Raw genomic sequence first — 20,739 nt, 5'->3', positions numbered from 1 at the left:
GACTGAGGGGCGACACAGCCCGGGCTAGATGCGCTCCGCGTGGCGCAGGTGCTGCTTCAGCCGGCCCAGGGCCTCGCGCACCCCGTCCCGCTCCGCCCCGTTTTCCGGGCAGTGGCGCAGCACGAACTCCGCCGTGCGCACCACGTCGCGCCAGCGGGGGTTGCGGGGCAAGGTTTCCACCAGCAGGTATTTGTCCAGCGTGCGGGTTTGTAGCGAACTGCGGTCCATATAGACGCGCCACAGGCCGCTTTCCTCCGCCAGCTCGATCTTGCCCTTGCGCTTGGCGTGGTGCCAGAAGTCCAGCGCCAGGGTCATGACATCGACGATGCAGCGGCGAAATTCCTCATTGGCGTCCAAGTCGTTGGCCGGCTCCGCGTCCGGCGGGGATACCGGCGGCGGCACCTCCGCCACTGGTACGGAGGTGGGCGTGGGCGGCGGCGGCGCGGGAACCACGGCGGGGGCCGCATCCGGGCGCACCGGCGGAGCCACGGGCGGCGCCTCCCGGACCACAGCGGGGCCGGGGGCGGGGACCGGGGCCGACCGAGCAGCCTGGCGCCAGGTCCAGCCGCCGGCCGCGACACCGCCCAGCGCCAGGCCCCAGGTCCACCATCCCAGCCAGCCCGACAGAGCCCAGCCGCTGGCCAGCACCTGGAACCGCCAGGGCGCGCCCGGCACCGCATATACACCGTAAGGGGAGAGGCCCCGGGCCGAGGCTGGCTGGTCCGCCGGACGTCCACCGGCATTGATCAGGGCGAAGCCGACACCCGGACGCGCCAACGTGCCCAGCCGCCGGTCCACCGTGGCCAGGGGCAGGCGGAAGGCCACCACGCCCTCCACCGCGCCATGGCGCACCACGGGCCGGGCCACCAGCATGCCCACCCCCTCCGGCCCATCGCCGGCGGTGGCGCCGTCGAGGTCCTGGGGCGGCGTCACCACCAGCACCTGGGTGGGATCGTCCGCCTTCTGCAGCCGGGCCATGATCTCGCGGAACACCTCGCCCAGCGGCGTGTCGCGGGCGCGGGCGTCGTTCAGGTCCTGGCCGAAGGCGCTGTCCTTGCGCAGGCTGTAGACGACGCGGCCCAGGCGGTCGATGAGATAAAGATCGTCGAAAACGGAGGAGCCGATCATGTCCACGAAACTGGCGTGGAAGCGATCATGCACCGCCATGTAGGGGGCCAGCGCCGAGGACGCGCCCTGTTGCTGCGCGTCACCCTGGGCGAAGGCGGTGCGCAGCAAGGCGGCGGCCCGTTCGGGATTGGGGGAGATCTGCGCGAAGGCGGAGGCGAAGCCGTAGTACCGGCCGACGCTGTAGCCGATGAAGCTGGTGCTGGAATAGGCGGCGCTCTGATCGCGCGCGGACTCATACAGGATGCCCAGATCGTGGGCCGCCATGTCACGGGCGGTCGCCACCGCCGCGCCAGTCCGATCCATGACGGCGTAGAGCGCCGTCATCAGCGACAGGCAGAGCAGCACCGTAAGCGTGACGAGGCCGGCCGGCGCCTTGAAAGCCCACCTCTCAAACCCGACCACCCCGATCACCCCCTGTTTTTTTGGTGTGGACAGGAATACATCCAAATCCAGCGACAGCACTGTTTTTAAATCGGCTTTACCGGCGCGCGGCTGCAACCATACCGTCAATTTCGTCAATCCGTAAAGCTGGCCCTGATCACTGGCGGCGGCCCCGCGTCCCCATGCCAGGCGCGGCATCCCCGCCGAACCGGACGGTTCGGAACACGGGCGCTCTGACGAAACTGATGGGTTTGCACCCTGGCCTGCGGGCGCCGGGGCGACGACAGTGTTAAGCGGGACGGCGCGCCGAAGACCGACTAGAGTCCGGCAGCACCCCGTCAGGGAGCGTTCAGTGGCGTTTGCGGCATCCGGGGGGACGGCCTTGATCCGACGTTTCGTTTCCATCGCGGGTATGGCCTTGGCCCTGGCGGGCCCCTCGCCAGCGGCGCCCGCCGCATCCGACGGCCAAACGGCCCCGGCCCAGCCTACCCCGGCGACGCTGACGGTCCTGGCCGCCATGTCCAGCGGCTGGGTGCGCGACTTCAACCCGTTCAACGAGGCCAGCCGCCTGCCCAGCGTGCGCGAATTCATCTATGAGCCGCTGGTGGTATTCAATTCCATGTATGGCGGCCAGCCGGAATACCGCCTGGCCACCGACTACGCCTTCTCCCCCGACCTGCTGAAGCTGACCTTCAAGCTGCGCGACGGGGTGCACTGGTCGGACGGCCACCCCTTCACCGCCACCGACGTCGCCTACACCTTCGACCTGCTGCGCCGGTTCAAGGCGCTGGACACGCTGGACATGGCCAACCGGGTCGCGGCCGTCGAGGCGCCCGATTCCCACACCGTGGTGTTCACGCTGAAGAAGGTGAACACCAGCATCGTGTTCGAGATCGTGCGGGTGCCGGTGGTACCCCGCCATGTCTGGTCCAAGGTCGCGGACCCGGTGACCTTCACCAACGACAATCCAGTGGGCACCGGACCGATGACGGAGGTGACGCGCTTCACCCCCCAGGTCTACGTCCAGTGCCGCAACCCCAATTACTGGGACGCCGCCGACCTGAAGGTCGATTGCATGAGTTTCCCCCAGGTGCGGGATAATGAGCAGTTGCTGACCGCCGCGGCCGAGGGGCGGCTGGACTGGTTCGGCGCCTTCCTGCCGGATATCGAGCGCACCTACGTCGCCGCCGATCCCCGGCACCACCGCTATTGGTTCCCGCCGGGCGGCACGGTCGCCATCGACATCAACCTGAACAGCCCCAACCGGGGCAACCGCGCCGCCTTCCGCAACGTCAATTTCCGCCGCGCCGTCAGCATGGCGGTGGACCGGCGCGCCATCGTCGACATCGCCGGCTACGGCTATCCCGAGGTCAACGAATATGCCAGCGGCATCGGTCGCACTTATCAGGACTGGGTGAACCCGGAAGCGGAGCGCCAGTACGGCAAATACGCCCATTTCGACCGGAACGGCGCCCAGGCCCTGCTGGCCGAAAGCGGCTTCCGCGACGTCAACGGCGACGGCTACATCGACAATGCCGACGGCAGCCCCATCGCCTTCGATATCCTGGTGCCCGCCGGCTGGACCGACTGGGTCAATTCCACCCAGCTGGTGGCCGAAAGCTTGAACGCGCTTGGGCTGAACGTCCGCGTCTCCACGGCGGAGCCGGCCTCCTGGGCGCAGAAGCTGATCAGCGGCGACTACGACATGGCCATCAACGGCCTGTTCCCGGGGGAAACGCCCCACCGCAGCTTCGACACCGGCTTCCATTCCCGCTACAGCGGCAAGACGCGCTTCGCCCCCACCCGCTTCACCGATCCCGATCTGGACGGCGCGCTGGACGCCTTCGTCGCCACCATCGACCCGACGGGCCAGCGCCGCGCCATGGACAAGGTGCAGATGATCGTGGCGGCCAACACCCCCTACGTGCCGCTGTTCAGCAACCCCACCTGGTACGAATACAACACCACCCGCTTCAAGGGCTGGTTCAACGCCGACAATCCCGTGGCCCGGCCCGATGTCTTCGACGGCACGCCCGAGCGCCTGCTGCATCTGCTGGCGCTGGAGCCGGTAAAGGCTCCAGCGCCCAAAGCCGCCGCCCCCGCTGGCGGCTGAGGGTGGAAAGGGGCATCGCGCTGCTGTACATCAGCGCCGATATCGCGACCGCGGGACCGCTTGGTCACGGTCGCCCGGGCGGCAAGGCGCGCCCGGCGGATGAAAGGACGGCGGCATGAGCGTGACGACGGAAGGGGTGGGCCAGCGCTTTCGCGGCCTCGACACATGGGGCACGGCCGACGTGCTGGAGGCGCTGTGGGCCGGTCAGGACCGGGCGGTCGCCGCCTGCCTGGCCGTGCTGCCGGCCCTGACGGCGGCGGTGGAAGACGCCCTGCCGCGGCTGGAGGCGGGCGGCCGCTTGATCTATGTCGGCGCCGGCACCTCAGCCGTGCTGGCGGCACTGGATGGGCTGGAACTGGGCCCCACCTTCGGCTGGCCGCGCGACCGGCTGAAACTGATCCTGGCCGGCATCACCGACCTGACCGTCGGTTTCGATGGGGCTATCGAGGATGACGGGGACGAGGGCGCGCGACAGGTCGCGGCCACCGGCTGTGACGCCCGGGACGTCGTCATCGCCGTCTCGGCCGGGGGGCGCAGCGCCTTCACCTGCCAGGCGCTGGCGGAAGCCGCCCGGCGCGGCGCCCAGACCATCGCCATCGCCTGCACCCCCATGGCCCCGCTGTTCGAGGGGGCCCGCCACACCGTCGCCGTGCTGACGGGGGATGAGGTGGTGGCCGGGTCCACCCGCCTGGGTGCCGGCACGGCGCAAAAGGCGGTGCTGAACCTGTTCAGCACGACGTTGATGGTCCGCCTGGGCGCGACCTACGACAACCTCATGGTCAATGTCCGCATCGACAATGTGAAGCTGCGCCAGCGCGGCGCCCTCATGCTGGTGCGCATCACCGGCTGTGACGAGGCCGGCGCGCTGGCCGCCCTGGACCGCGCCGGGGGTGACGTGAAGGTGGCGGCGCTGCTGCTGACCGGTCACACGCCGGAAGGGGCGGCCCACGCGCTGGCCCGGGCCGGCGGACGGCTGCGGGCCGCCCTGGAGGACCCGGATCACGCCGCCCGCCAGGGATCGGCCGCCCGGCGCACATAGGTGTCCAGGACATAGCGCCAGGGTATGAGGACGGGAAAGACGACGGCGATCAGGCAGGCGCCGAGCGTGCTGATATGGTCGCCGTCCAGCCGCCCGTCCAGCCAGAGCGGCAGGGCGATGCGCAGCGACCATAGAAGCTTCCACGTCATCTCGAACATCAGCAGCGGCAGCATGGCCAGGGGATGGCGCAGGCCCAGCGCCGCCAGCAGCCCCAGCGCGCACAGCATGGACAGGGCGGCCCCGTGCATCAGTTCCAGCGCCGGCCCCTGGGCCAGAAGCTCAGGCCACATGGCGGCACCGATGCCACCGGCAAGCAGCAGATAGCCGCCCCGCAGGAGGTTCAGGCGGAAAACGGAAACGGGCGTCGCGGAAACGGGTGTCATGGCATCGGCACTCCTAATTCATTAATCCCGCTCGAAGGCGAGGATTTCCCCCGGCTGGCAGTCGAGCACATGGCAAATGGCTTCCAGCGTCGAGAAACGGACGGCCTTGGCCTTACCCGTCTTCAGGATGGACAGGTTGGCCAGTGTCAGGTCTATCGCCTCGGACAGCTGGGTCAGGGTCATGCCCTTGCGCTCCAGCACGGCGTCCAGCGTGACGATGATGGGCATGGGTCAGACGACCCCTTCCAGATCGTCGCGCATGGCCGTCCCGGCCGCGAAGATGCGGGCCAGCACGAAGACCATCAGCACGGCGATCCACCCGCCCGGCGACAGGCCGGCATCGGGCCCAGCCGACCCCAGGGCGGGGAAGGACCAGCGTATGGCGTAGCCTGGGATGTCCAGCAATTGCAGGAACAGCAGCGCCCAGCCGATGCGGTGCAGGCGGTCGGTGTTGGCGGCGATGAAGGGGTCGCCCGCCGCCACCGTGGCCACCATGCCGCCCAGGGCGCGCAGCACGACGAAGGCGCCACCGGCCATGGCCAGGCCCAGCGCCATCATCCAGCGCAGACCCGCCACCTTTTCCGCCAAGTCGTCACCGGGCAGCAGGGCGGCCAGCCGGTCCGCCATCAGCCAGGACGCGGCCAACCCCAGCAGCAGGGCGCAAACAAAGGCACCGTTGGCGATGGCCGCCACTCTCACGGCCAGCGCGGATGAACGAACTAAGTTGTCGCGATTGATCATCTGAGTTTCTCCTTATCGAAAAACGATAAACATGCCCAGCGAGGCCGTCAACGAGATTTATCGAAATTCGATAAATACCACTCAACCCTTACTGATCGCGATCCGCCCATGCTGGGCGCCAAGGCTGCGGGGCCGGACGGCGGGAATTCCCGACAAACCATTGAATTACATGTTATATTGATCGAAATTTGACGGTTCTGCCGTTTCCTCGAGGCGTCGGGATCGGCAATCCGGCGAACTTTCCGTAGGGCCGCCCTTCCTCAATGGTCCGTATCTGGCATTATCCCCCCTCGATCCGGAACAAGCGGGCACCCGGGGCCGGCATGGGCGACATTCCTCAGCAGGGGCGTCAACGGCGATGAATTCCCGCCCGGAGAGCGCCAACGACGACGTGGCTCTGACGCCACCACCGCCCGCCCCTCCAGACACTTGAGGACCCGTCATGACCAAGCCCACGCCGCCCGCGCCCCCCCTCATGGCCAGTGAGGCCGCCGAATCCGGCGCCGCCAGCGCCCGCCAGATCGCGCGCGCCGCCCCCCTGTTCCGTGAGCTGGGTGCCCGCCTGCGCGCGCTGAAGCCCAAGGTGGTCATCACCTGCGCCCGGGGCAGCAGCGACCATGCCGCCGCCTATGGCAAGTACCTGATCGAAACCCGCCTGGGCGTGCCGGTGGCCTCTGTCGGGCCATCCGTCGTCTCCCTCTACAACGCGCCCTTGCAGGTGGAGGGCGCCCTGTTCGTGGCGGTGTCGCAGTCCGGGCGCAGCCCCGACCTGCTGCGCCTGGCGGAGGCCGCCAAGGTCGGCGGCGCCCTGGTGGTGGCCTTCGTCAATGACGAGGCCTCCCCGCTGGCCCAACTGGCCGACGTCTTCGTGCCCCTGTGCGCGGGGCCGGAGAAGAGCGTGGCCGCCACCAAGTCCTACCTAACCGCCTGCGTCGCCTTCCTGCATCTGGTGGCCCATTGGCAAGAGGATGCCGGCCTGCTGGACACGATGGGCAAGGTGCCCGGCTGGCTGGACGCCGCGGTGAAACTCGACTGGTACCCAGGCCTGCGCCGGCTGGAGCTGGCCACCGGCCTCTACATCCTGGGCCGGGGCATCGGCGGCGGGGCGGCGGCGGAGATCGCCCTGAAGTGCAAGGAAACCTCCCGCCTGCATGCCGAGGCCTTCAGCGCGGCGGAGGTGGTGCACGGCCCCTTCGCCCTGGTCGGCCCCGGCTTCCCCATCCTGGCGCTGACGCAGGACGATGTGACGGCGGCGGTGACGCGCGACACGCTGGCCAAGGCCGCGGCCTTGGGCGCCCCCATCCTGGCGACCGAGACCGGCATCGACGGCGTCGAGCCCCTGCCCGTGGTGCCGGGCCTACCGGCCGAGGTCGGGCCCCTGGCGGCCGTCGCCAGCTTCTATATGGCCATCCACAAGGTGGCGCGGGCCCGGGGCCTGGACCCCGACGTGCCGCCCAACCTGCGCAAGGTGACGGAGACGGTGTGATGCGGACCTTTTTCCACGGCTGCCCGGTTTTCACCGGCGACCAGACGCTGGAAGGCGTCGGCGTGCTCGTGGAGAACGGCCGTGTGCTGGACCTGGCACCCCAGGCACCGGCGGGTGCTGCGGAGCGGGTGGCGCTGGAACCGGACAGCCTACTGGCCCCCGGCTTCGTCGACACCCAGGTGAACGGCGGCGGCGGCGTGCTGTTCAATGAGATGCCCACCGCCACGGCGGCGCTGGCCATCGCCCAGGCGCATCGCCGATTCGGCACCACGTCCCTGCTGCCCACCTTCATCACCGACGCCGCCGGCACATGGCGCCGGGCGGTGGACGCGGCGGCGGCGGCGGCCCAGGTGCCGGGCGGCGGCGTGGTTGGCATCCACCTCGAAGGCCCGTTCCTCAACCCGGAACGGCGGGGGGTGCACGAGGCGGCCTATGTCCGCCCCCCCACCGACGAGGATATCGCCTTTCTCCTGAGCTTGCCGGCGCGCTTTCCCCAAGGGCGCGTGCTGCTGACCTTGGCACCGGAAGTGGTGGGTGATGCCGCCCTGACCCGCCTGGCGGAGGCCGGGGTCATCCTGGCCGGTGGCCATTCCGCCGCCAGTTTCGCCCGCACCCGAAGCGCGCTGGACCACGGCCTGACCGGCTTCACCCATCTGTTCAACGCCATGCCGCCGCTGATGAACCGGGAGCCGGGCATCGCCGGGGCCGCCCTGTCGGACCCGCGCGGCTGGTGCGGGGTCATCGCCGATGGTGTGCACGTGCATGAGGCCATGCTGCGCCTGGCGCTGGCGGCCAAGGGGCCGGACCGGCTGTTCCTCGTGACCGACGCCATGCCGCCCACCGGCACCGACGCCGACAGCTTCGAGCTGTACGGCCACACCATCCATCGCCGCGACGGCCGGCTGGTGACGGCGAATGGCGTGCTGGCCGGCGCCGACATCGACATGGCCGCCGCCGTGCGGGGTGCCGTGCGCCTGATGGGGGTGGCGGCGGAGACGGCGCTGGCCATGGCCTCACGGGTGCCGGCGGCCTTCCTGGGCCTGGACGATCTGGGCCGCATCGGCCCCGGCGCCCGCGCCGACTTCGTGGAACTGTCGCAGGCCCTGACCGTGCGGCGCGTCTGGTCGGCCGGCCGGACCGGATAGGAACAGGGGACCGAGGCCAACGCCCAAAAAGTAGGCGCATCCATTTTCGCCCAAATCGCATGCAAATCCCCCCTCCCGCTTCCGCCCATCCCGGGCATACTGGAGCGACCGGGCAAGGTCGGACAGGCAAGGCGGGATGGGCATGGAGACGGGGACGGCGGCGGGACTGAGCAAGACCCTGGGCGGATGGCATCTCTGGGGCATCGCCGTGGGGTTGGTCATCTCCGGCGAGTATTTCGGCTGGAGCTATGGCTGGGCGCAGGCGGGTACCCTGGGGTTCCTGGCCACCACCATCCTGGTGGCCGTGCTGTACACCACCTTCATCTTCAGCTTCACCGAGCTGACCACCGCCATCCCGCACGCGGGCGGGCCCTTCGCCTACAGCCACCGCGCCTTCGGGCCGATGGGTGGCTTCATCGCCGGCTATGCCACCCTGATCGAGTTCGTCTTCGCGCCACCGGCCATCGCTCTCGCCATCGGCGCCTATCTCAATGTGCAGTTCCCGGGATTGAATCCGAAGCTGGCGGCGGTCGGCGCCTATGGCGTGTTCGCCGCGCTCAACATCGCCGGTGTCACCATCGCCGCCACGTTCGAGCTGTGTGTGACGTTGCTGGCCATCGCCGAGTTGCTGGTGTTCATGGGCGTGGTGGCGCCGGGCTTCGCCTGGTCCAACTTCGCCGCCCACGGCTGGGCCGGCGACGCCGGCGCGTCTTCCCCGGCCGCGCTGGGCGGCGTGTTCGCTGCCATCCCCTTCGCCATCTGGTTCTTCCTGGCCATCGAGGGGGCGGCCATGGCAGCGGAGGAGGCCAAGGACCCGGCGCGGACCATTCCCCGCGCCTACATCGCCGGCATCCTGACCCTGGTGGCGCTGGCCTTCGGCACCATGATCCTGGCGGGTGGCGTGGGTGACTGGCGGGACCTGGCCAACATCAACGACCCCCTGCCCCAGGCGATGAAGGCGGTGGTGGGGGCGGACAGCGGCTGGCTGCACATGCTGGTGTGGATCGGCCTGTTCGGCCTGATCGCCAGTTTCCACGGCATCATCATGGGCTATTCCCGCCAGATCTTCGCCCTGGCGCGGGCGGGGTTCCTGCCCGCCGCCCTGAGCCGCCTGCATCCCACGCGCCGCACGCCGCACTGGGCCATCCTGGCCGGCGCCGCGGTGGGCATCGCCGCCATCTTCTCCGACGAGGTGCTGGCCTTCGGCGGCCAGCCGCTGACGGCCAACATCGTCACCCTGTCGGTGTTCGGCGCCATCGTCATGTACATCATCAGCATGGCCAGCCTGTTCCGCCTGCGCCGCACCGCGCCGGAAATGGCCCGGCCGTTCCGTGCGCCGGGCTATCCCCTGGTGCCGGCCACGGCCCTGTCGCTCGCCTGCCTCTGCCTGGCGGCCATGATCTATTACAACCCGCTGCTGTTCGGCGTGTTCGTGGCCCTGCTGGCGCTGGGCTGGCTCTATTGCCGCCGGGCGGCCGGGCGGCCCATGGCGGGTGCGTCCGTTGAGACCGTGGTGGAGCCGGGCTTGTAATGGACGGCCTGGGCGTCAGCGGGCTTGGGCGTCAGCGCGCCAGCATGCTGTTGGTGACGCCCGGCAGCCGCTCATCCAGGTCCGGGCGCCCCAGGCGGCCGGCCATCTCGGCCCGGATGACCTTCAGGCGCTCCAGATATTCCTCGGCTTCGTCGCCGGCGGTGTCGGTCAGGATCAGGCTGTCGCTGCTCCACCGCTCGATCAAGGGGTCGAGGTCGGCGATGCGTTCCTGCAGAAGGCGGGTATAGGCGCTGTTCTGGCTCATGGCTTTCCTCCTGTGATGATGCTTGCGCAGGCTTTCAAAAACCCGGAAGACCAGCAACGGGGCATTGGATACACGCCCCTACCCCAAAAGGTCCGTGGCGGCGGCACGCCAGGGGAGAGCCGCCCTGCCACGCGATAAGCGAAGATGTGCCGGTATATCCGCCAATATAACATCAAAATAATTGTGGATTTATCGGGTGACGAAACATGCGGCGGGAAAATCACCAGCACCATCAGTCCTATGAGAACTTGGCGGCGCTGTGCGTGGGTACGTTGTTCGTCTCGCTGGGCACCACGCTCTACGCCAAGGCCACGCTGCTGGTGGGCAGCATCGCCGGCCTGGCGCTGCTGCTGCACTATGTGACGGGCACGGGCTTCTGGCTGCTGTTCTTCGCGCTGAACCTGCCCTTCTACGTCCTGGCCTGGCGACGCATGGGCTGGCGGTTCACCGCGCGCACCTTCGTCGCTGTCTGCCTGGTGTCGATCGAGACGCGGCTGACGCCGGGCTGGGTGGATTTCGCGGTCCTGAATCCAGTCTATGCCGCGCTGGCCGGCGGCGGGCTGATCGGCACGGGACTGCTGATCCTGTTCCGCCACCGCATCGGGCTGGGCGGGATCAACATCCTGGCGCTCTACCTGCAGGAACGGTTCGGCGTGCGCGCCGGATATGTCCAGTTGGGGCTGGATGCCGTCATCCTGACGTCGGCCTGCTTCGTGCTGAGCCCGCAACACCTGGCGCTATCGGTCATTGGCGCCATCATCGCCAACATGATCCTGGCCATGAACCACCGGGCCGACCGGTATCTGGGCCTGACGGCCGATCCAGCGGGATGAGCGGCCGGCCTTGTCCGTCCCGAAGTCGCTCCCCGGGACGGACAAGGGGTACGGCGCGAGCCTATCGAACCGTCATGCCGTCGGCGACCAGCGGCATGCGATCCTCCAGGTCCGGCCGGGCCATTCGACTGGCCAGATCAGCCCGGAGATCCTTCAGGCGACCAATAAATTCCTCGGCCTCGTCACGGGCAGCACCCGTCAGCAGGAAATGCCCGCTGGTCCAGCGCTCTATGAGGGGGTCAAGGTCCGCGACATGCTCCCTCAAAACGAGGGCATAGGTGCTATTCTGGGTCATGGGGACACCTCCACCTTGGACCTCTATTGAAATCCCGCAAGGGTGTCGTTGCAACTGATCTATCGTATTGGTCCGCGCATTTGATTTAAGTCATGTATTCGGGACGAATTCATGCGTCGATGGCGAAATTATTATATGACAAACGGGGTCAATTCCGAGGCGTGTCCACCCCCCGCCCGGGGATGGGCCCCACCCAGCGCGCGCGAAGATCATCACGAAGCCGATTGGCGGCGGCCACGATGCTTTTCTTTTTTTCATCGAACCTGCGCTCGACAAGATGCCAGGACAGCGCCGCGCCCGCCAGGCTCAGCGGGAAGCTGATGAGGAAATTGGACCACCACGCCTTGCCGGCGGGTAGCGACTGATAGACCATTTGCTGGAGTGGATAGCCGTAGAGGTACACCCCGTACGAATACTTTGCCATGCCACTGATCAGCGGGATTTTTTTCTTTTTCAAACCGAGGAAAATGGTCATGTAGGTGGCAAACACGGCGGAGGCATAGACGGTTTCAGCGAAGAAAACAAACCCGGTGTACGCGATCAAGGAACCGATAAATAAGGCCCAGTTCATCGGAATCTTATCCCTGACCAGATAAAAGCCCACGCCGTATAGAAAGCAAAGAATGGCCAACCCGCCGGGCGGGCGCACCGCGAATGCCAGCGTGTCATCCCCGTAAGTCGCGTATATCAAAATGAATATGTTAAGAATGACCACAGCCATCATAAAGCCGACGGGGCGCCTGCACAGGCCGATCAAGGCGACAATGGTGAGAACTCCATAGCAATAGAGCTCATAGGGTATTGTCCAAAGCTGGGCATTCACAACGCCTGCAACCGGATTTTCCGTAAAAACGCCAGGAAGACTATAATGAACAAAACCTATGACGTTAAGCAGATAGCTATATAGTCTCCGACCCGTGAAATAATCGCCAATGCCCAGATTTGTCACCCCGATGCCGATGATGAAGGCGGAAATGAAGACCTCAACAGCCAGCGCCGGATAAATCCGGACGAGGCGGAGGGTGACGAACGTCGTGAGGTCATTCCGGAGCAGACTTCCGGCAACAAGAAAGCCACTGAGCGCAAAAAAGGCGGGAACAATGAAATAGCCCAAAGGCCGCAGGGGGCCGGTCCAGAGCCACGCCTCACCGTCAAGGCCGTAGCAGATCGAAGACGTGTGCCACAGGACCACGGCGATGGCGAGAATGGAGCGTAGGCTGTCGAAGCCTCGCGGCCGGCCACCCGCGCCCTCCATCAGGCATTTTATCGTCGTTCTTGACACCACAATATGCCTAAACACAAAACACACACCTCAATAAATAGAATTTCTATATGTGATAAAATCAGACAAGATCTGGAGCGGCCCCACAAAACCAAGACTGCCGCAATCTCCACTGAAGAAAATACACTTTATATTTACAGTCAAGCACCTAAAGGGCGCATTCCCCGAACGGTCACTTTCCCGGGGGCGGACGGACGGCATGCGTCATCGGCCCGGTTCAGCGGGCTGGGCTCATCCTCCCGTCCCCTGCACCGTCGGCCGCCAGGCCGAGGGCCGGGACAGGGGGCGCAGGTCGGCGTCCCGCCGCCGCGGCCGGTCCATGGCTTGGGAGAACAGCCACCCCTGCCCCATGGCGCAGCCCATGCCGCGCAAGCGCAACAGCTGTTCGGGATTTTCCACATGCTCGGCAATGGCGGAGATGTTCAGGCCGCGGCACAGCGCCAACATGCCGGCGACGATCGCCTCCTCCCGTTTGCTCGCGCACATCCGGGATATGAAGCTGCCGTCCAGCTTCACATGGTCGAAATCCAGCGCCCGGATGTAGGTGAAGGAGGCCATGCCGACCCCGAAATCGTCCAGGCATATGGGGTGGCCCAAGCGGCGTACGGCGCCAAGTACGGCGCGCGCCCGGTCCAAATCGCCCAACTGCCCGGTTTCCGTGACCTCGAACATCAGGCGGCCGGCGAGGCCGGCTTGGGCGCGCAGCTGGGTCATCAGCGACTGCATGAACAGGTCCGATCCCACGGAAACGGCGGACAGGTTCACGGCCAGGATGATATCCGCCGGTGCCGTCTCCAGCTCCCGCATCGCCAGGCTGCACACCAGCATGTCCACGTCGTTGATCACGCCCAGCTCCTCCGCCAGGGTGATGACGGCGCCGGGGCGGTCGCCGTTGAAGCGGCTCAGCACCTCCAGATGATGCATGCGCCCCGTCTTCAGGTCGATGATGGGTTCATAGACCAGCGACAGCCGATTGCCGCCCAGATCGTCACGCAGGCGGGCCAGGCAGCCGACGGCGTCCTTCACGAAGCCGGCGGCGGCCGACTGGCCGGAGAGCACATCCACCGCCGCCGCCCCCGCCTCGGCGAATCGGCGCAGCGCATGCAACAGCAGGCGGGAGCGGTCGGCGCGGCTGAGACCGAAGCTGTCGCCATCCAGCGTGCGGGCGTCGACCTCGATGGGCCGCTCCAGGCCGAGGTCGGCCGCGATCCGCGCGATATCCTGGGTGATGCGCTCCGCCAGACTGGCCGGCGCCATGACGCCGAAACGGGCGTCCGCCAACCGGCCGGCCACCGCCCCGGCGCCGCCGTGGTGCCGGAAGACCGCGCCGATCTCCGTCATCAGTTGGCCATCGGCCTCCGCCGTCAGCCGGGTGCGGATGTCGGCCAGATTGTTCATCTCCAGCAGGGTCATGGCGGAACAGGTCGGCGGCCCCGGCTGGTCGGGGGCAAGACCCTCGTCGGCGGCCCGGGTGAAGGCGGCCCGGGTCAGCAAGCCGGTCGCGGGATCGACATCGGCCGGCGCCGGCAGCCGGGCCTGACCCACCGCCCATTGGCAGAAGGTGACGTTCACCAGGGGCGTCCCCTGCAGGTGGTAGGCCGCCAGGACGCAGACCACCTCCCGCCCATCCCGGCGCGACAGGCGAACCGGGCGCGGCGCGCTGCGGTCACTGTCGCCCAGGGCCGCCAGCAAACGCCGCACCAGGGCACGATCCGCCGGCGCCAGCAGGTCGGCCAGCGCCCGACCCGTCAGCTCGGCATCGCTCCACCCCGTCAGCGCCAGGGTGGCGCCCGCCGCGAACCGTACCGTGCCATCGCCATCGACCTCCACCAGGAGGTCGGCATTGGCAAAGGCGAATCCCAGATAGCGCTCAACCCGTTTCATCTCGACCGCGTCACCGAAGGCTTTCCGGTATCGTCACCGCCCCATGGTTAAGACCGGGTGAAGACGGGCGCCACAGGACAGGCGGACAGGAAAATGGCCCGCGAGGGGCCATCTGGATCATTCGGTGATGTCGGAAGATTGAAGTGGTGCCCCCGGTCGGACTCGAACCAACACGACCTTGCGGCCAACAGATTTTGAGTCTGAAAATGGAGAGCCAGGCATTCCGTGCATTTCCGCCACTTTCCCTCAGAAACCATTGTCATACCAGCGCTTTTCCTTGCCAGCTTCCGCCAAAGGTGCGACCCTAATCGCCAGGGTTTGCCGTCATCTGTGCGGACACGGGTGCGGACACGACGAGAGAGGATGGCGATGGCCGTCAAATTGACCGAGCGCGTTGTCAAGGGGCTGGAGCCCCCGGCAAGCGGAAATAGGATCACCTACGACAGCGACGTGACCGGGTTCGGTGCCCGCGTCACCGCGCTGGGAAAGGTGTCATTCATCCTCAACTATAGGGCCGATGGTGGGCGGGAGCGCCGCATCACCATAGGAAGCTGGCCTGACTGGCCGGTAGAGAAAGCACGCAGCCAAGCGAAGGAGCTGAAGCGCCAAGTCGACCTGGGCGAAGATCCAATGGGTGATCGGCACGCCCGCCGCGCGGCGCCCACGGTCCAGGATCTGGCGGAGCGCTATCAAGGGGAGCATTTGCCGAAGAAGCGCCCTGGTAGCGCCAAGGAGGACGAGCGCAACATGCGCGTCCACGTCCTGCCCCGACTCGGAAGGATGAAGGTGGCGGATGTCCGGTTCTCGGACGTCGACCGGCTGCACCAGGACATCAGCCGGACAGCTCCCTACGCCGCCAACCGTGTCCTGTCCCTGCTGTCGAAAATGTTCAACCTGGCCATCAAGTGGGAGATGCGCACCGACAACCCGGTCAGGGGCGTCGATAAGAACGCGGAGGAGAAGCGGAAGCGCTACCTCGCTGGTGCCGAGCTGATCGCCCTCACCGAGGTGCTGCAGACGCACCGGGAGCGCAGCAGCGCCAACGTCGTGCGCCTTCTCCTCCTCACCGGCGCCCGCCGCGGCGAGGTGCTGAGCGCCCGGTGGGATCAATTCGACCTGACGTCCGGCCTGTGGGTGAAGCCTGGCGCCACCACTAAGCAGAAGACGGAACATCGGGTGCCCTTGAGCGCACCGGCCCGCCAGCTTCTGGCCGAGATGCGGGCCCAGGCGGAAAAGGTAGCGCCAGCCAACCGCAGCCCGTTCGTTTTTCCAGGCGATATGCCCAGCAAGCCGATGAAGGACATATCGTCGTTCTGGCGGGCCGTCACCGAGCTGGCCTCGGTCAACTTGTTCGCCGCTCAACCTGAAACGGATGCCGGCCGGCTGGTGGCAGTTCTGCAAGCCAAGCTGGGACGTCTGCCGAGCTATGAGGAATGGCTGGAGTCCGCCAGGCTGGAATGGGCCGGGCGCCCGGGAGAGGCTATTCCCGCCGGCCTGACGGACGTGCGCGTGCATGACCTGCGGCACACCTACGCCAGCATCCTGGTAAGCGCCGGCCTGTCCCTGCCCATCATCGGCGCGCTGCTGGGGCACACCCAGGCGCAGACGACGGCCCGGTACGCGCATCTGATGGATGATCCATTGCGAGCGGCGACGGAGCGGGTGGGGGCGGTAGTGGGGGCCGCCACCCAGCCGACTACCAACGTGATTAATCTAATAGAACGAGAAAATCATGCACTTTGACAGTATCGGCCGAGCTACCGATTCGCCGCTCTCTCTTAGAGATGCAATGGAATTCATGCGTCCATATTTTCGGTCACGAGCTTTCTTAAGAGATTGGATTCTAACAGCTTTAGAGCGCCGTTACTTTTGGCTACTCGGAGAAAGGCAGGAGATCTGGATCTCAATTGGTCGGCCACAAGAGAAGATATGGCAATTCTCTGGGGAAGTGGAGCCCGGAAACGTGTATGGCTATACCTCCACCGACAAATCACTATCTCTTTGGAATTACCGATACATATTGCCATTCGATGACAGAAACAGAAATATTTCACTCGAAACAACAGACGACGGGCAATTCCACGTCAGTTATGAATTTAGACTCATTGAATGCCCTGATTATGAGGATGAAATAAACGACTTGATCTCCAGAGCCGCCGAATTCCAAGCACCTTTTCTGCCAGAAAGACGATATCGAGTCACAACCTATAACGCACATATTAGGAAGAACGATCTCTATTCATTCTTTAATGATGATGAAGGAGAGGTATCCGATCTTTTTGAGAGAAGCAAAGGTTCGGGTGGCAATTTTGCGAAGATTAAGGCCTTCGCTTGGTATAGAGACAATTCTAAGTATCTTGGGACGAAATACAGCAATAGCGTCACTGATATGGCTAAGGATTGCGCAAAATCTTTAGGAGATCCGGAGTCATGGAGTAATTATCGCATATATTACTATGAATGGAGAAGAGGCCGGTAGCACACATGTAATTTGTAATCTCAATAATTACACTATGTAATTTGTAATAGTATTTGATAACAACGCGTTATCGCCACGACCCTGCATGTGTTCGCCGCATCAAGCGGCACTAACGTGCGAGGTAAGAATGGTTGAACAGATTTCGTCGTCCGGCGTCATGGCCGGCGTTATGGATGGCCTACTGACGCGAGAGGAAGCGAAAGTTGCGCTCGGGCGGTCAGGCCTCCCCATGGCAGACCGCACTTTCGCCCGTCTGATCGAGGAAGGGCTGCCCTTCATCGCGCTGCGGGGCCGCAAGTACTACCGCATCGAGGCCATCCGGGCCTGGCTGCTGTCGCGGGAAACGTCGCGCTCCGCCACGCCCACCGCCCGCCGGCGCAAGACCCCGCGGGGTGCTCGGTATGCGGCCTAAGACGAACCCCCGGCCCAAGCAGGCGTTGGCGCGCCAGATGGGTCCGGGGGTTGTGATTGGTGAGTTTGGTCGCTCCACCGGTCACAACGATACCACCCTCCCCTTCATCCTGGAAGACATCGCGGCGCGGCGCATCGCGCGCCGTTGCGGCTTCAGCGCGCCGACGGCGCGCACCATCGCGGAACTGGCCTACGGCCGGGCGGTGGTCCATGGGTGACGTGCTCCACTTCCGCCCCCAGCGGCGGGGCCCCGTTGTCCGGCTCCTGCCGCCGGTCCCCAGCACGGCAGCAGCCTTGCAGGGCTTGCTCCGGGACATGCACGCCGACGTCGCGGAGTTCAACGGCCAGCCGGGCGCCGCAGCGGCGCTGGCCAGCTACGCGAACCGGCTCCGCATAATCATCGCCCACCTGGCCGGCCCGGGAGGTGCAGCATGACCGGCCACGTGGTCATCGGCATCGACCCCGGCCTGTCCGGGGCGATTGCCGTCCTGTCGCCCGACGGCGCGCTGGTGGTGCATGACATGCCCACCCACCGCCTGACGCGAACCGAGCTGGACCTGCCGGCGCTGGCCCACATCTTCGACGGCCTGGCCAAGGAGGCGGCGCCTGTCGCCTTCCTGGAGCGGGTCGGCGCGATGCCGGGCCAGGGCGTCTCCTCCATGTTCAAGTTCGGAACCTGCTTCGGCGCGCTGCAGGGGCTGCTGGCGGCTCACTTCATCCCCGTGACCCTGGTGACGCCGCAGTCCTGGAAACGCGCCATGGGCTGTCCCGCGGGCAAGGATGCGGCCCGCGCCCGGGCTTCCCAGCTTCTCCCCCGCCAGGCCGGCTTGTGGCCGCTGAAGAAGCACGACGGCCGGGCGGAGGCGGCTTTGATCGCCCTGTACGGCCAGCGGCAGGGAGGTGACCGATGAACGACGATCAAGCCCCCAACGCCAACCTCCTCGTCATCCAAGCGGCCGGCGCGAAAATCGGACAGGCCATGCGCTTGATTGCCGAGGCGGACGAAATGGATTCCCCAGTGGTCGCGTCGCAGATGCATCTCCTGGCCGCAATAACAGCCATCGAGGCTTTTGGCATGATGAACACGGCTTCGACAGATCAGCTGCTTTCCGCGTCCGTCGCCGTGAGCAAGACCAGGAGGCGGATCGAAACGATGAATCGGATGGTGGCCTTCTTCTTGGCCGGCGGTACCGTCGAAGACTGGGGGGCGCTGCAGTGAGCGACTTCCTGGAAATCGAAATCTGCCGTCGCGCCGCGGGCGCTCCAGGCTTCGTATTCGTCATCAACTACCGCTGGGGAGAGAAGGAGGACGACGGTTTCGTCGACGACATCATCGAGGACCGGGGGCAACTCCGGCGGCGGTTGATCGTGGCCCGCCTCGACTGCACGCCCGTCCGATGGAGCGGATTCCTGGAGGTGGTCCGATGAGCGATCGCATCCCCCTCGAAACCGTCTTCGCCTGTGCCGAGCTGGCTATCACCTGGCCCATCGCCCAGCGCCTCATTGCTTCGGCCGTCCCGCCCACCGTGTTCGCCCGGCCCGGCTTGGTAGGCGTGCTGGAGGGCGCGCTTGTCGTGCCCGCTGGCTGGGCCGATTGGCACGACGACGGCCCCGGCTGGCCTGAGGTCCGCGACCTGGTGCAGATCGACCTCAGCGCCCCGGAGACGTGGCAACCGCTCTATGGCGGGTGCCCTATCTTGGGCCTGGAGCAGGTCGACCACGCGGCAATCTTCGACCATCCGCTGGTGCTGCACCGCCACCCTCTCGACTGGCTGCGCGCCCGCGGCGCCGGGGCTTGCGTCCTGGACTGGTCCGCCGACTTGCGCTTTTGGATCGGCCAGGCGCCGGCCATCACCTGCGCCACGCGGGGGCTCGCCAAGCGGCTCAAGGAGCGGTTGGAGGAATGCGCCCGCTGGCACCAGCCGCGCGTCACCGTCGCCCAGACTTGGAGGGCGGCCGCTTGAACCGTAACCCCCACAGCGCCCCGCCGGAGGACTTTCCCTCCGGCGGGAACCGCCGCCGGCGCTTCGATGGGCCCGCCAACCCCCAAGGCTTCATCGACCGGCTGGAAACCGCCTGCGTCGCCTCGTGGGCCGGGAAACCGGTGCCGGAGCGGCAATGGCTGGTCCCCGACCTGATCCCCCTGCGTAACGTGACCCTGCTGACCGGCGACGGCGGCCTGGGGAAGACCCTGCTCGCCCTCCAGCTGCAAGCCAGCGCCGCCCTGGGCGCGCCCTGGCTGGGGCGGGAGTGCCGTAGGGTGAAGACCCTGGGCGTGTACTGCGAAGACGAGGAAGACGAACTGCAGCGCCGCATGACGGACATCGCCGCCGCTTACGGTGCCGCGCTGGGCGACCTGGAGCACGTGGACATCGCCGGCCGCGTCGGTGAGGACAACACCCTGCTGATCTTCGGGCGACCCGGCGAAGGTGCCGACGCCACGCCGTTCTATCACGCCATCCTGAGGCGGGCCCGCGAACTGGGGGCCGAACTGATCGTGCTGGACAGCCTCTATGATTTCTTCTTGGGCAACGAGAACGCCCGCACGGAGGTCCACCGCTTCGGCGGCCTGCTGCGCGCCCTGGCCCTGGCCACCGGCGCGGCTGTCGTGGTCTGCGGCCACCCCTCCAGGGCCGGCATGCAGGAAGGGTCCGGCCTGTCCGGTTCCACCGCCTGGAACGCTGTCGTCCGCTCCCGCCTCTACCTGACCCGCCCGGCGGCGGAGGAAGGCGCCGTGGTCGATCCGGACGCCCGCGTGCTGTCGACCAAGAAGGCGAACTATGGCCCGATCGCCGGTGACATCCCCATCACCTGGCAGGGTGGCGTCTTCGTCGCCGACGGTGCGCAAGGCGCCGACATGGTCGACCGTCTCGACCGCGCCAACCACGCGCGTGACGTGCTGCTGGCGGCGGTGGATCAGTTCAACGCCCAGGGCCGGCCCACCATCGCCACGCGGGGACAGGGCAACTACCTGCCGACCCGCGTCATTCGGGACGGCTTGGCGCAGGGGCTGAAAAAGTGGGAATTGGAGCGGGAAATGGCAGTCCTGTTCGAGCGGGGGGAACTCGCCATCGGCACCGTCGGGCACTACGGAAATCGGAACGCCAGGCGGGGGATCATCCGCCCCAATCCCCCGCCATGAGGCTGCACAAACGCGCACAAGCGGTTCAGCTAAGTCATTGAAATCGCTCAATGCTCAAACGCTGCACAAACGCACAAACGGTTTCGCTAAGTCATTGATTTTACTGCACAGGCGTTGCACACACACGCGCCCTATATACTACGTATATATACCCGCCACCCTTGGTGTGGCTGGCGGGACTAAGACAGAACCGCGCCGCCG

Annotated in this window: 23 protein-coding genes; 15 read left to right on the top strand and 8 right to left on the bottom strand. The window is 66.4% G+C overall.

The features are described 5' to 3' along the window. Positions 1-24 precede the first annotated feature (24 nt). The gene (locus FHS74_RS23390) at positions 25-1,530 is read right to left on the bottom strand and encodes a hypothetical protein (protein WP_184806062.1); all 1,506 of its coding nucleotides are present in this window, start codon (positions 1,528-1,530) and stop codon (positions 25-27) included. Between the two features lie 361 nt (positions 1,531-1,891). On the opposite strand from FHS74_RS23390, the gene FHS74_RS23385 reads away from it, so the two are divergent. Together FHS74_RS23385 and FHS74_RS23380 are read left to right on the top strand one after the other, a co-directional pair. Continuing rightward, positions 1,892-3,622: an ABC transporter substrate-binding protein gene (locus tag FHS74_RS23385; protein WP_246463317.1), complete on the top strand. Its 1,731-nt coding sequence runs from the start codon at positions 1,892-1,894 to the stop codon at positions 3,620-3,622. A 115-nt stretch (positions 3,623-3,737) separates the two neighbouring features. After that, the gene (locus tag FHS74_RS23380) at positions 3,738-4,661 is read left to right on the top strand and encodes an N-acetylmuramic acid 6-phosphate etherase (RefSeq protein ID WP_184806060.1); all 924 of its coding nucleotides are present in this window, start codon (positions 3,738-3,740) and stop codon (positions 4,659-4,661) included. On the opposite strand, the gene FHS74_RS23375 is transcribed toward FHS74_RS23380, so the two are convergent. The 3 genes from FHS74_RS23375 to FHS74_RS23365 are packed head-to-tail and all read right to left on the bottom strand — an operon-like array spanning position 4,622 to position 5,785. Then, entirely contained in the window at positions 4,622-5,044 is a 423-nt protein-coding gene (locus FHS74_RS23375) for a hypothetical protein (protein ID WP_184806058.1), read from the bottom strand. The two genes, FHS74_RS23380 and FHS74_RS23375, sit on opposite strands and share 40 nt — an antisense overlap. 21 nt (positions 5,045-5,065) lie before the next feature. Beyond that, complete coding sequence (locus FHS74_RS23370) at positions 5,066-5,272, bottom strand: helix-turn-helix domain-containing protein (RefSeq protein WP_184806055.1); 207 nt, start codon at positions 5,270-5,272, stop codon at positions 5,066-5,068. 3 nt (positions 5,273-5,275) lie between these two features. Next, entirely contained in the window at positions 5,276-5,785 is a 510-nt protein-coding gene (locus tag FHS74_RS23365) for a DUF2975 domain-containing protein (RefSeq protein WP_184806052.1), read from the bottom strand. Between the two features lie 442 nt (positions 5,786-6,227). Here FHS74_RS23365 and FHS74_RS23360 point away from each other — a divergent pair, with 442 nt between their 5' ends. The 3 genes from FHS74_RS23360 (at position 6,228) to eat (ending at position 9,947) form a co-directional block, all read left to right on the top strand. Next, complete coding sequence (locus FHS74_RS23360; protein WP_184806049.1) at positions 6,228-7,271, top strand: SIS domain-containing protein; 1,044 nt, start codon at positions 6,228-6,230, stop codon at positions 7,269-7,271. After that, positions 7,271-8,416 carry an N-acetylglucosamine-6-phosphate deacetylase gene (gene nagA / locus FHS74_RS23355; RefSeq protein ID WP_184806046.1) on the top strand — a complete coding sequence of 382 codons (1,146 nt, stop codon included), beginning with the start codon at positions 7,271-7,273 and terminating at the stop codon, positions 8,414-8,416. The genes FHS74_RS23360 and nagA overlap by 1 nt, the downstream gene beginning before the upstream one ends. Before the next feature lie 136 nt (positions 8,417-8,552). Continuing rightward, the gene (gene eat / locus FHS74_RS23350; protein WP_425491370.1) at positions 8,553-9,947 is read left to right on the top strand and encodes an ethanolamine permease; all 1,395 of its coding nucleotides are present in this window, start codon (positions 8,553-8,555) and stop codon (positions 9,945-9,947) included. Between the two features lie 31 nt (positions 9,948-9,978). Here eat and FHS74_RS23345 read toward each other — a convergent pair whose 3' ends face one another. Further along, complete coding sequence (locus FHS74_RS23345) at positions 9,979-10,212, bottom strand: hypothetical protein (protein WP_184806043.1); 234 nt, start codon at positions 10,210-10,212, stop codon at positions 9,979-9,981. 206 nt (positions 10,213-10,418) lie between these two features. Between FHS74_RS23345 and FHS74_RS23340 the strand changes: the two genes are divergently transcribed. Next, entirely contained in the window at positions 10,419-11,045 is a 627-nt protein-coding gene (locus FHS74_RS23340; RefSeq protein WP_184806040.1) for a YitT family protein, read from the top strand. A gap of 61 nt (positions 11,046-11,106) precedes the next feature. Here FHS74_RS23340 and FHS74_RS23335 read toward each other — a convergent pair whose 3' ends face one another. The 3 genes from FHS74_RS23335 to FHS74_RS23325 all read right to left on the bottom strand — a co-directional run bounded on the left by FHS74_RS23335 (position 11,107) and on the right by FHS74_RS23325 (position 14,506). Next, positions 11,107-11,340 (bottom strand): hypothetical protein, encoded by a 234-nt coding sequence (locus FHS74_RS23335; protein WP_184806037.1) that lies wholly within the window; start codon positions 11,338-11,340, stop codon positions 11,107-11,109. 148 nt (positions 11,341-11,488) lie between these two features. Continuing rightward, positions 11,489-12,622, bottom strand: a complete 1,134-nt coding sequence (locus FHS74_RS23330) for an acyltransferase family protein (protein WP_184806034.1) — start codon at positions 12,620-12,622, stop codon at positions 11,489-11,491. A 231-nt stretch (positions 12,623-12,853) separates the two neighbouring features. Beyond that, the gene (locus FHS74_RS23325; RefSeq protein ID WP_184806031.1) at positions 12,854-14,506 is read right to left on the bottom strand and encodes an EAL domain-containing protein; all 1,653 of its coding nucleotides are present in this window, start codon (positions 14,504-14,506) and stop codon (positions 12,854-12,856) included. Between the two features lie 369 nt (positions 14,507-14,875). Here FHS74_RS23325 and FHS74_RS23320 point away from each other — a divergent pair, with 369 nt between their 5' ends. The 9 genes from FHS74_RS23320 to FHS74_RS23280 all read left to right on the top strand — a co-directional run bounded on the left by FHS74_RS23320 (position 14,876) and on the right by FHS74_RS23280 (position 20,538). Next, on the top strand, positions 14,876-16,249 hold the full coding sequence (locus FHS74_RS23320; RefSeq protein ID WP_184806028.1) for a tyrosine-type recombinase/integrase: 1,374 nt from the start codon (positions 14,876-14,878) through the stop codon (positions 16,247-16,249). A gap of 46 nt (positions 16,250-16,295) precedes the next feature. Further along, positions 16,296-16,985: a hypothetical protein gene (locus FHS74_RS23315; RefSeq protein ID WP_211106501.1), complete on the top strand. Its 690-nt coding sequence runs from the start codon at positions 16,296-16,298 to the stop codon at positions 16,983-16,985. A 229-nt stretch (positions 16,986-17,214) separates the two neighbouring features. Further along, complete coding sequence (locus tag FHS74_RS23310; RefSeq protein ID WP_184806025.1) at positions 17,215-17,397, top strand: hypothetical protein; 183 nt, start codon at positions 17,215-17,217, stop codon at positions 17,395-17,397. Further along, on the top strand, positions 17,387-17,614 hold the full coding sequence (locus tag FHS74_RS23305; RefSeq protein WP_184806022.1) for a hypothetical protein: 228 nt from the start codon (positions 17,387-17,389) through the stop codon (positions 17,612-17,614). The genes FHS74_RS23310 and FHS74_RS23305 overlap by 11 nt, the downstream gene beginning before the upstream one ends. A 213-nt stretch (positions 17,615-17,827) precedes the next feature. Next, complete coding sequence (locus FHS74_RS23300) at positions 17,828-18,307, top strand: RuvC family protein (protein ID WP_184806019.1); 480 nt, start codon at positions 17,828-17,830, stop codon at positions 18,305-18,307. Continuing rightward, the gene (locus FHS74_RS23295) at positions 18,304-18,615 is read left to right on the top strand and encodes a hypothetical protein (RefSeq protein ID WP_184806017.1); all 312 of its coding nucleotides are present in this window, start codon (positions 18,304-18,306) and stop codon (positions 18,613-18,615) included. The genes FHS74_RS23300 and FHS74_RS23295 overlap by 4 nt, the downstream gene beginning before the upstream one ends. Continuing rightward, complete coding sequence (locus FHS74_RS23290) at positions 18,612-18,824, top strand: hypothetical protein (protein ID WP_184806014.1); 213 nt, start codon at positions 18,612-18,614, stop codon at positions 18,822-18,824. Before FHS74_RS23295 ends, FHS74_RS23290 begins: the two co-directional genes overlap by 4 nt. After that, positions 18,821-19,360, top strand: coding sequence for a hypothetical protein (locus FHS74_RS23285; RefSeq protein ID WP_184806011.1), 540 nt, complete (start codon positions 18,821-18,823; stop codon positions 19,358-19,360). The genes FHS74_RS23290 and FHS74_RS23285 overlap by 4 nt, the downstream gene beginning before the upstream one ends. Further along, positions 19,357-20,538, top strand: coding sequence for an AAA family ATPase (locus FHS74_RS23280; RefSeq protein WP_184806008.1), 1,182 nt, complete (start codon positions 19,357-19,359; stop codon positions 20,536-20,538). The genes FHS74_RS23285 and FHS74_RS23280 overlap by 4 nt, the downstream gene beginning before the upstream one ends. The last annotated feature ends 201 nt before the right edge of the window (positions 20,539-20,739 follow it).

Origin of the sequence: Nitrospirillum iridis (genome assembly GCF_014205765.1) — a bacterium.
In the GTDB taxonomy this organism is placed as follows: domain Bacteria; phylum Pseudomonadota; class Alphaproteobacteria; order Azospirillales; family Azospirillaceae; genus Nitrospirillum; species Nitrospirillum iridis.
This window is presented reverse-complemented; position numbering and strand designations above follow the sequence as displayed.

What these genes read in the sequence shown, in the direction of transcription:
- FHS74_RS23380 (WP_184806060.1), top strand. Translation starts at nt 3,738, where the DNA reads ATGAGCGTGACGACGGAAGGGGTGGGCCAGCGCTTTCGCGGCCTCGAC.
- FHS74_RS23375 (WP_184806058.1), bottom strand. Translation starts at nt 5,044, where the DNA reads ATGACACCCGTTTCCGCGACGCCCGTTTCCGTTTTCCGCCTGAACCTC.
- FHS74_RS23370 (WP_184806055.1), bottom strand. Translation starts at nt 5,272, where the DNA reads ATGCCCATCATCGTCACGCTGGACGCCGTGCTGGAGCGCAAGGGCATG.
- FHS74_RS23365 (WP_184806052.1), bottom strand. Translation starts at nt 5,785, where the DNA reads ATGATCAATCGCGACAACTTAGTTCGTTCATCCGCGCTGGCCGTGAGA.
- FHS74_RS23360 (WP_184806049.1), top strand. Translation starts at nt 6,228, where the DNA reads ATGACCAAGCCCACGCCGCCCGCGCCCCCCCTCATGGCCAGTGAGGCC.
- nagA (WP_184806046.1), top strand. Translation starts at nt 7,271, where the DNA reads ATGCGGACCTTTTTCCACGGCTGCCCGGTTTTCACCGGCGACCAGACG.
- eat (WP_425491370.1), top strand. Translation starts at nt 8,553, where the DNA reads ATGGGCATGGAGACGGGGACGGCGGCGGGACTGAGCAAGACCCTGGGC.
- FHS74_RS23345 (WP_184806043.1), bottom strand. Translation starts at nt 10,212, where the DNA reads ATGAGCCAGAACAGCGCCTATACCCGCCTTCTGCAGGAACGCATCGCC.
- FHS74_RS23340 (WP_184806040.1), top strand. Translation starts at nt 10,419, where the DNA reads ATGCGGCGGGAAAATCACCAGCACCATCAGTCCTATGAGAACTTGGCG.
- FHS74_RS23335 (WP_184806037.1), bottom strand. Translation starts at nt 11,340, where the DNA reads ATGACCCAGAATAGCACCTATGCCCTCGTTTTGAGGGAGCATGTCGCG.
- FHS74_RS23325 (WP_184806031.1), bottom strand. Translation starts at nt 14,506, where the DNA reads ATGAAACGGGTTGAGCGCTATCTGGGATTCGCCTTTGCCAATGCCGAC.
- FHS74_RS23320 (WP_184806028.1), top strand. Translation starts at nt 14,876, where the DNA reads ATGGCCGTCAAATTGACCGAGCGCGTTGTCAAGGGGCTGGAGCCCCCG.
- FHS74_RS23315 (WP_211106501.1), top strand. Translation starts at nt 16,296, where the DNA reads ATGGAATTCATGCGTCCATATTTTCGGTCACGAGCTTTCTTAAGAGAT.
- FHS74_RS23310 (WP_184806025.1), top strand. Translation starts at nt 17,215, where the DNA reads ATGGCAGACCGCACTTTCGCCCGTCTGATCGAGGAAGGGCTGCCCTTC.
- FHS74_RS23305 (WP_184806022.1), top strand. Translation starts at nt 17,387, where the DNA reads ATGCGGCCTAAGACGAACCCCCGGCCCAAGCAGGCGTTGGCGCGCCAG.
- FHS74_RS23300 (WP_184806019.1), top strand. Translation starts at nt 17,828, where the DNA reads ATGACCGGCCACGTGGTCATCGGCATCGACCCCGGCCTGTCCGGGGCG.
- FHS74_RS23295 (WP_184806017.1), top strand. Translation starts at nt 18,304, where the DNA reads ATGAACGACGATCAAGCCCCCAACGCCAACCTCCTCGTCATCCAAGCG.
- FHS74_RS23285 (WP_184806011.1), top strand. Translation starts at nt 18,821, where the DNA reads ATGAGCGATCGCATCCCCCTCGAAACCGTCTTCGCCTGTGCCGAGCTG.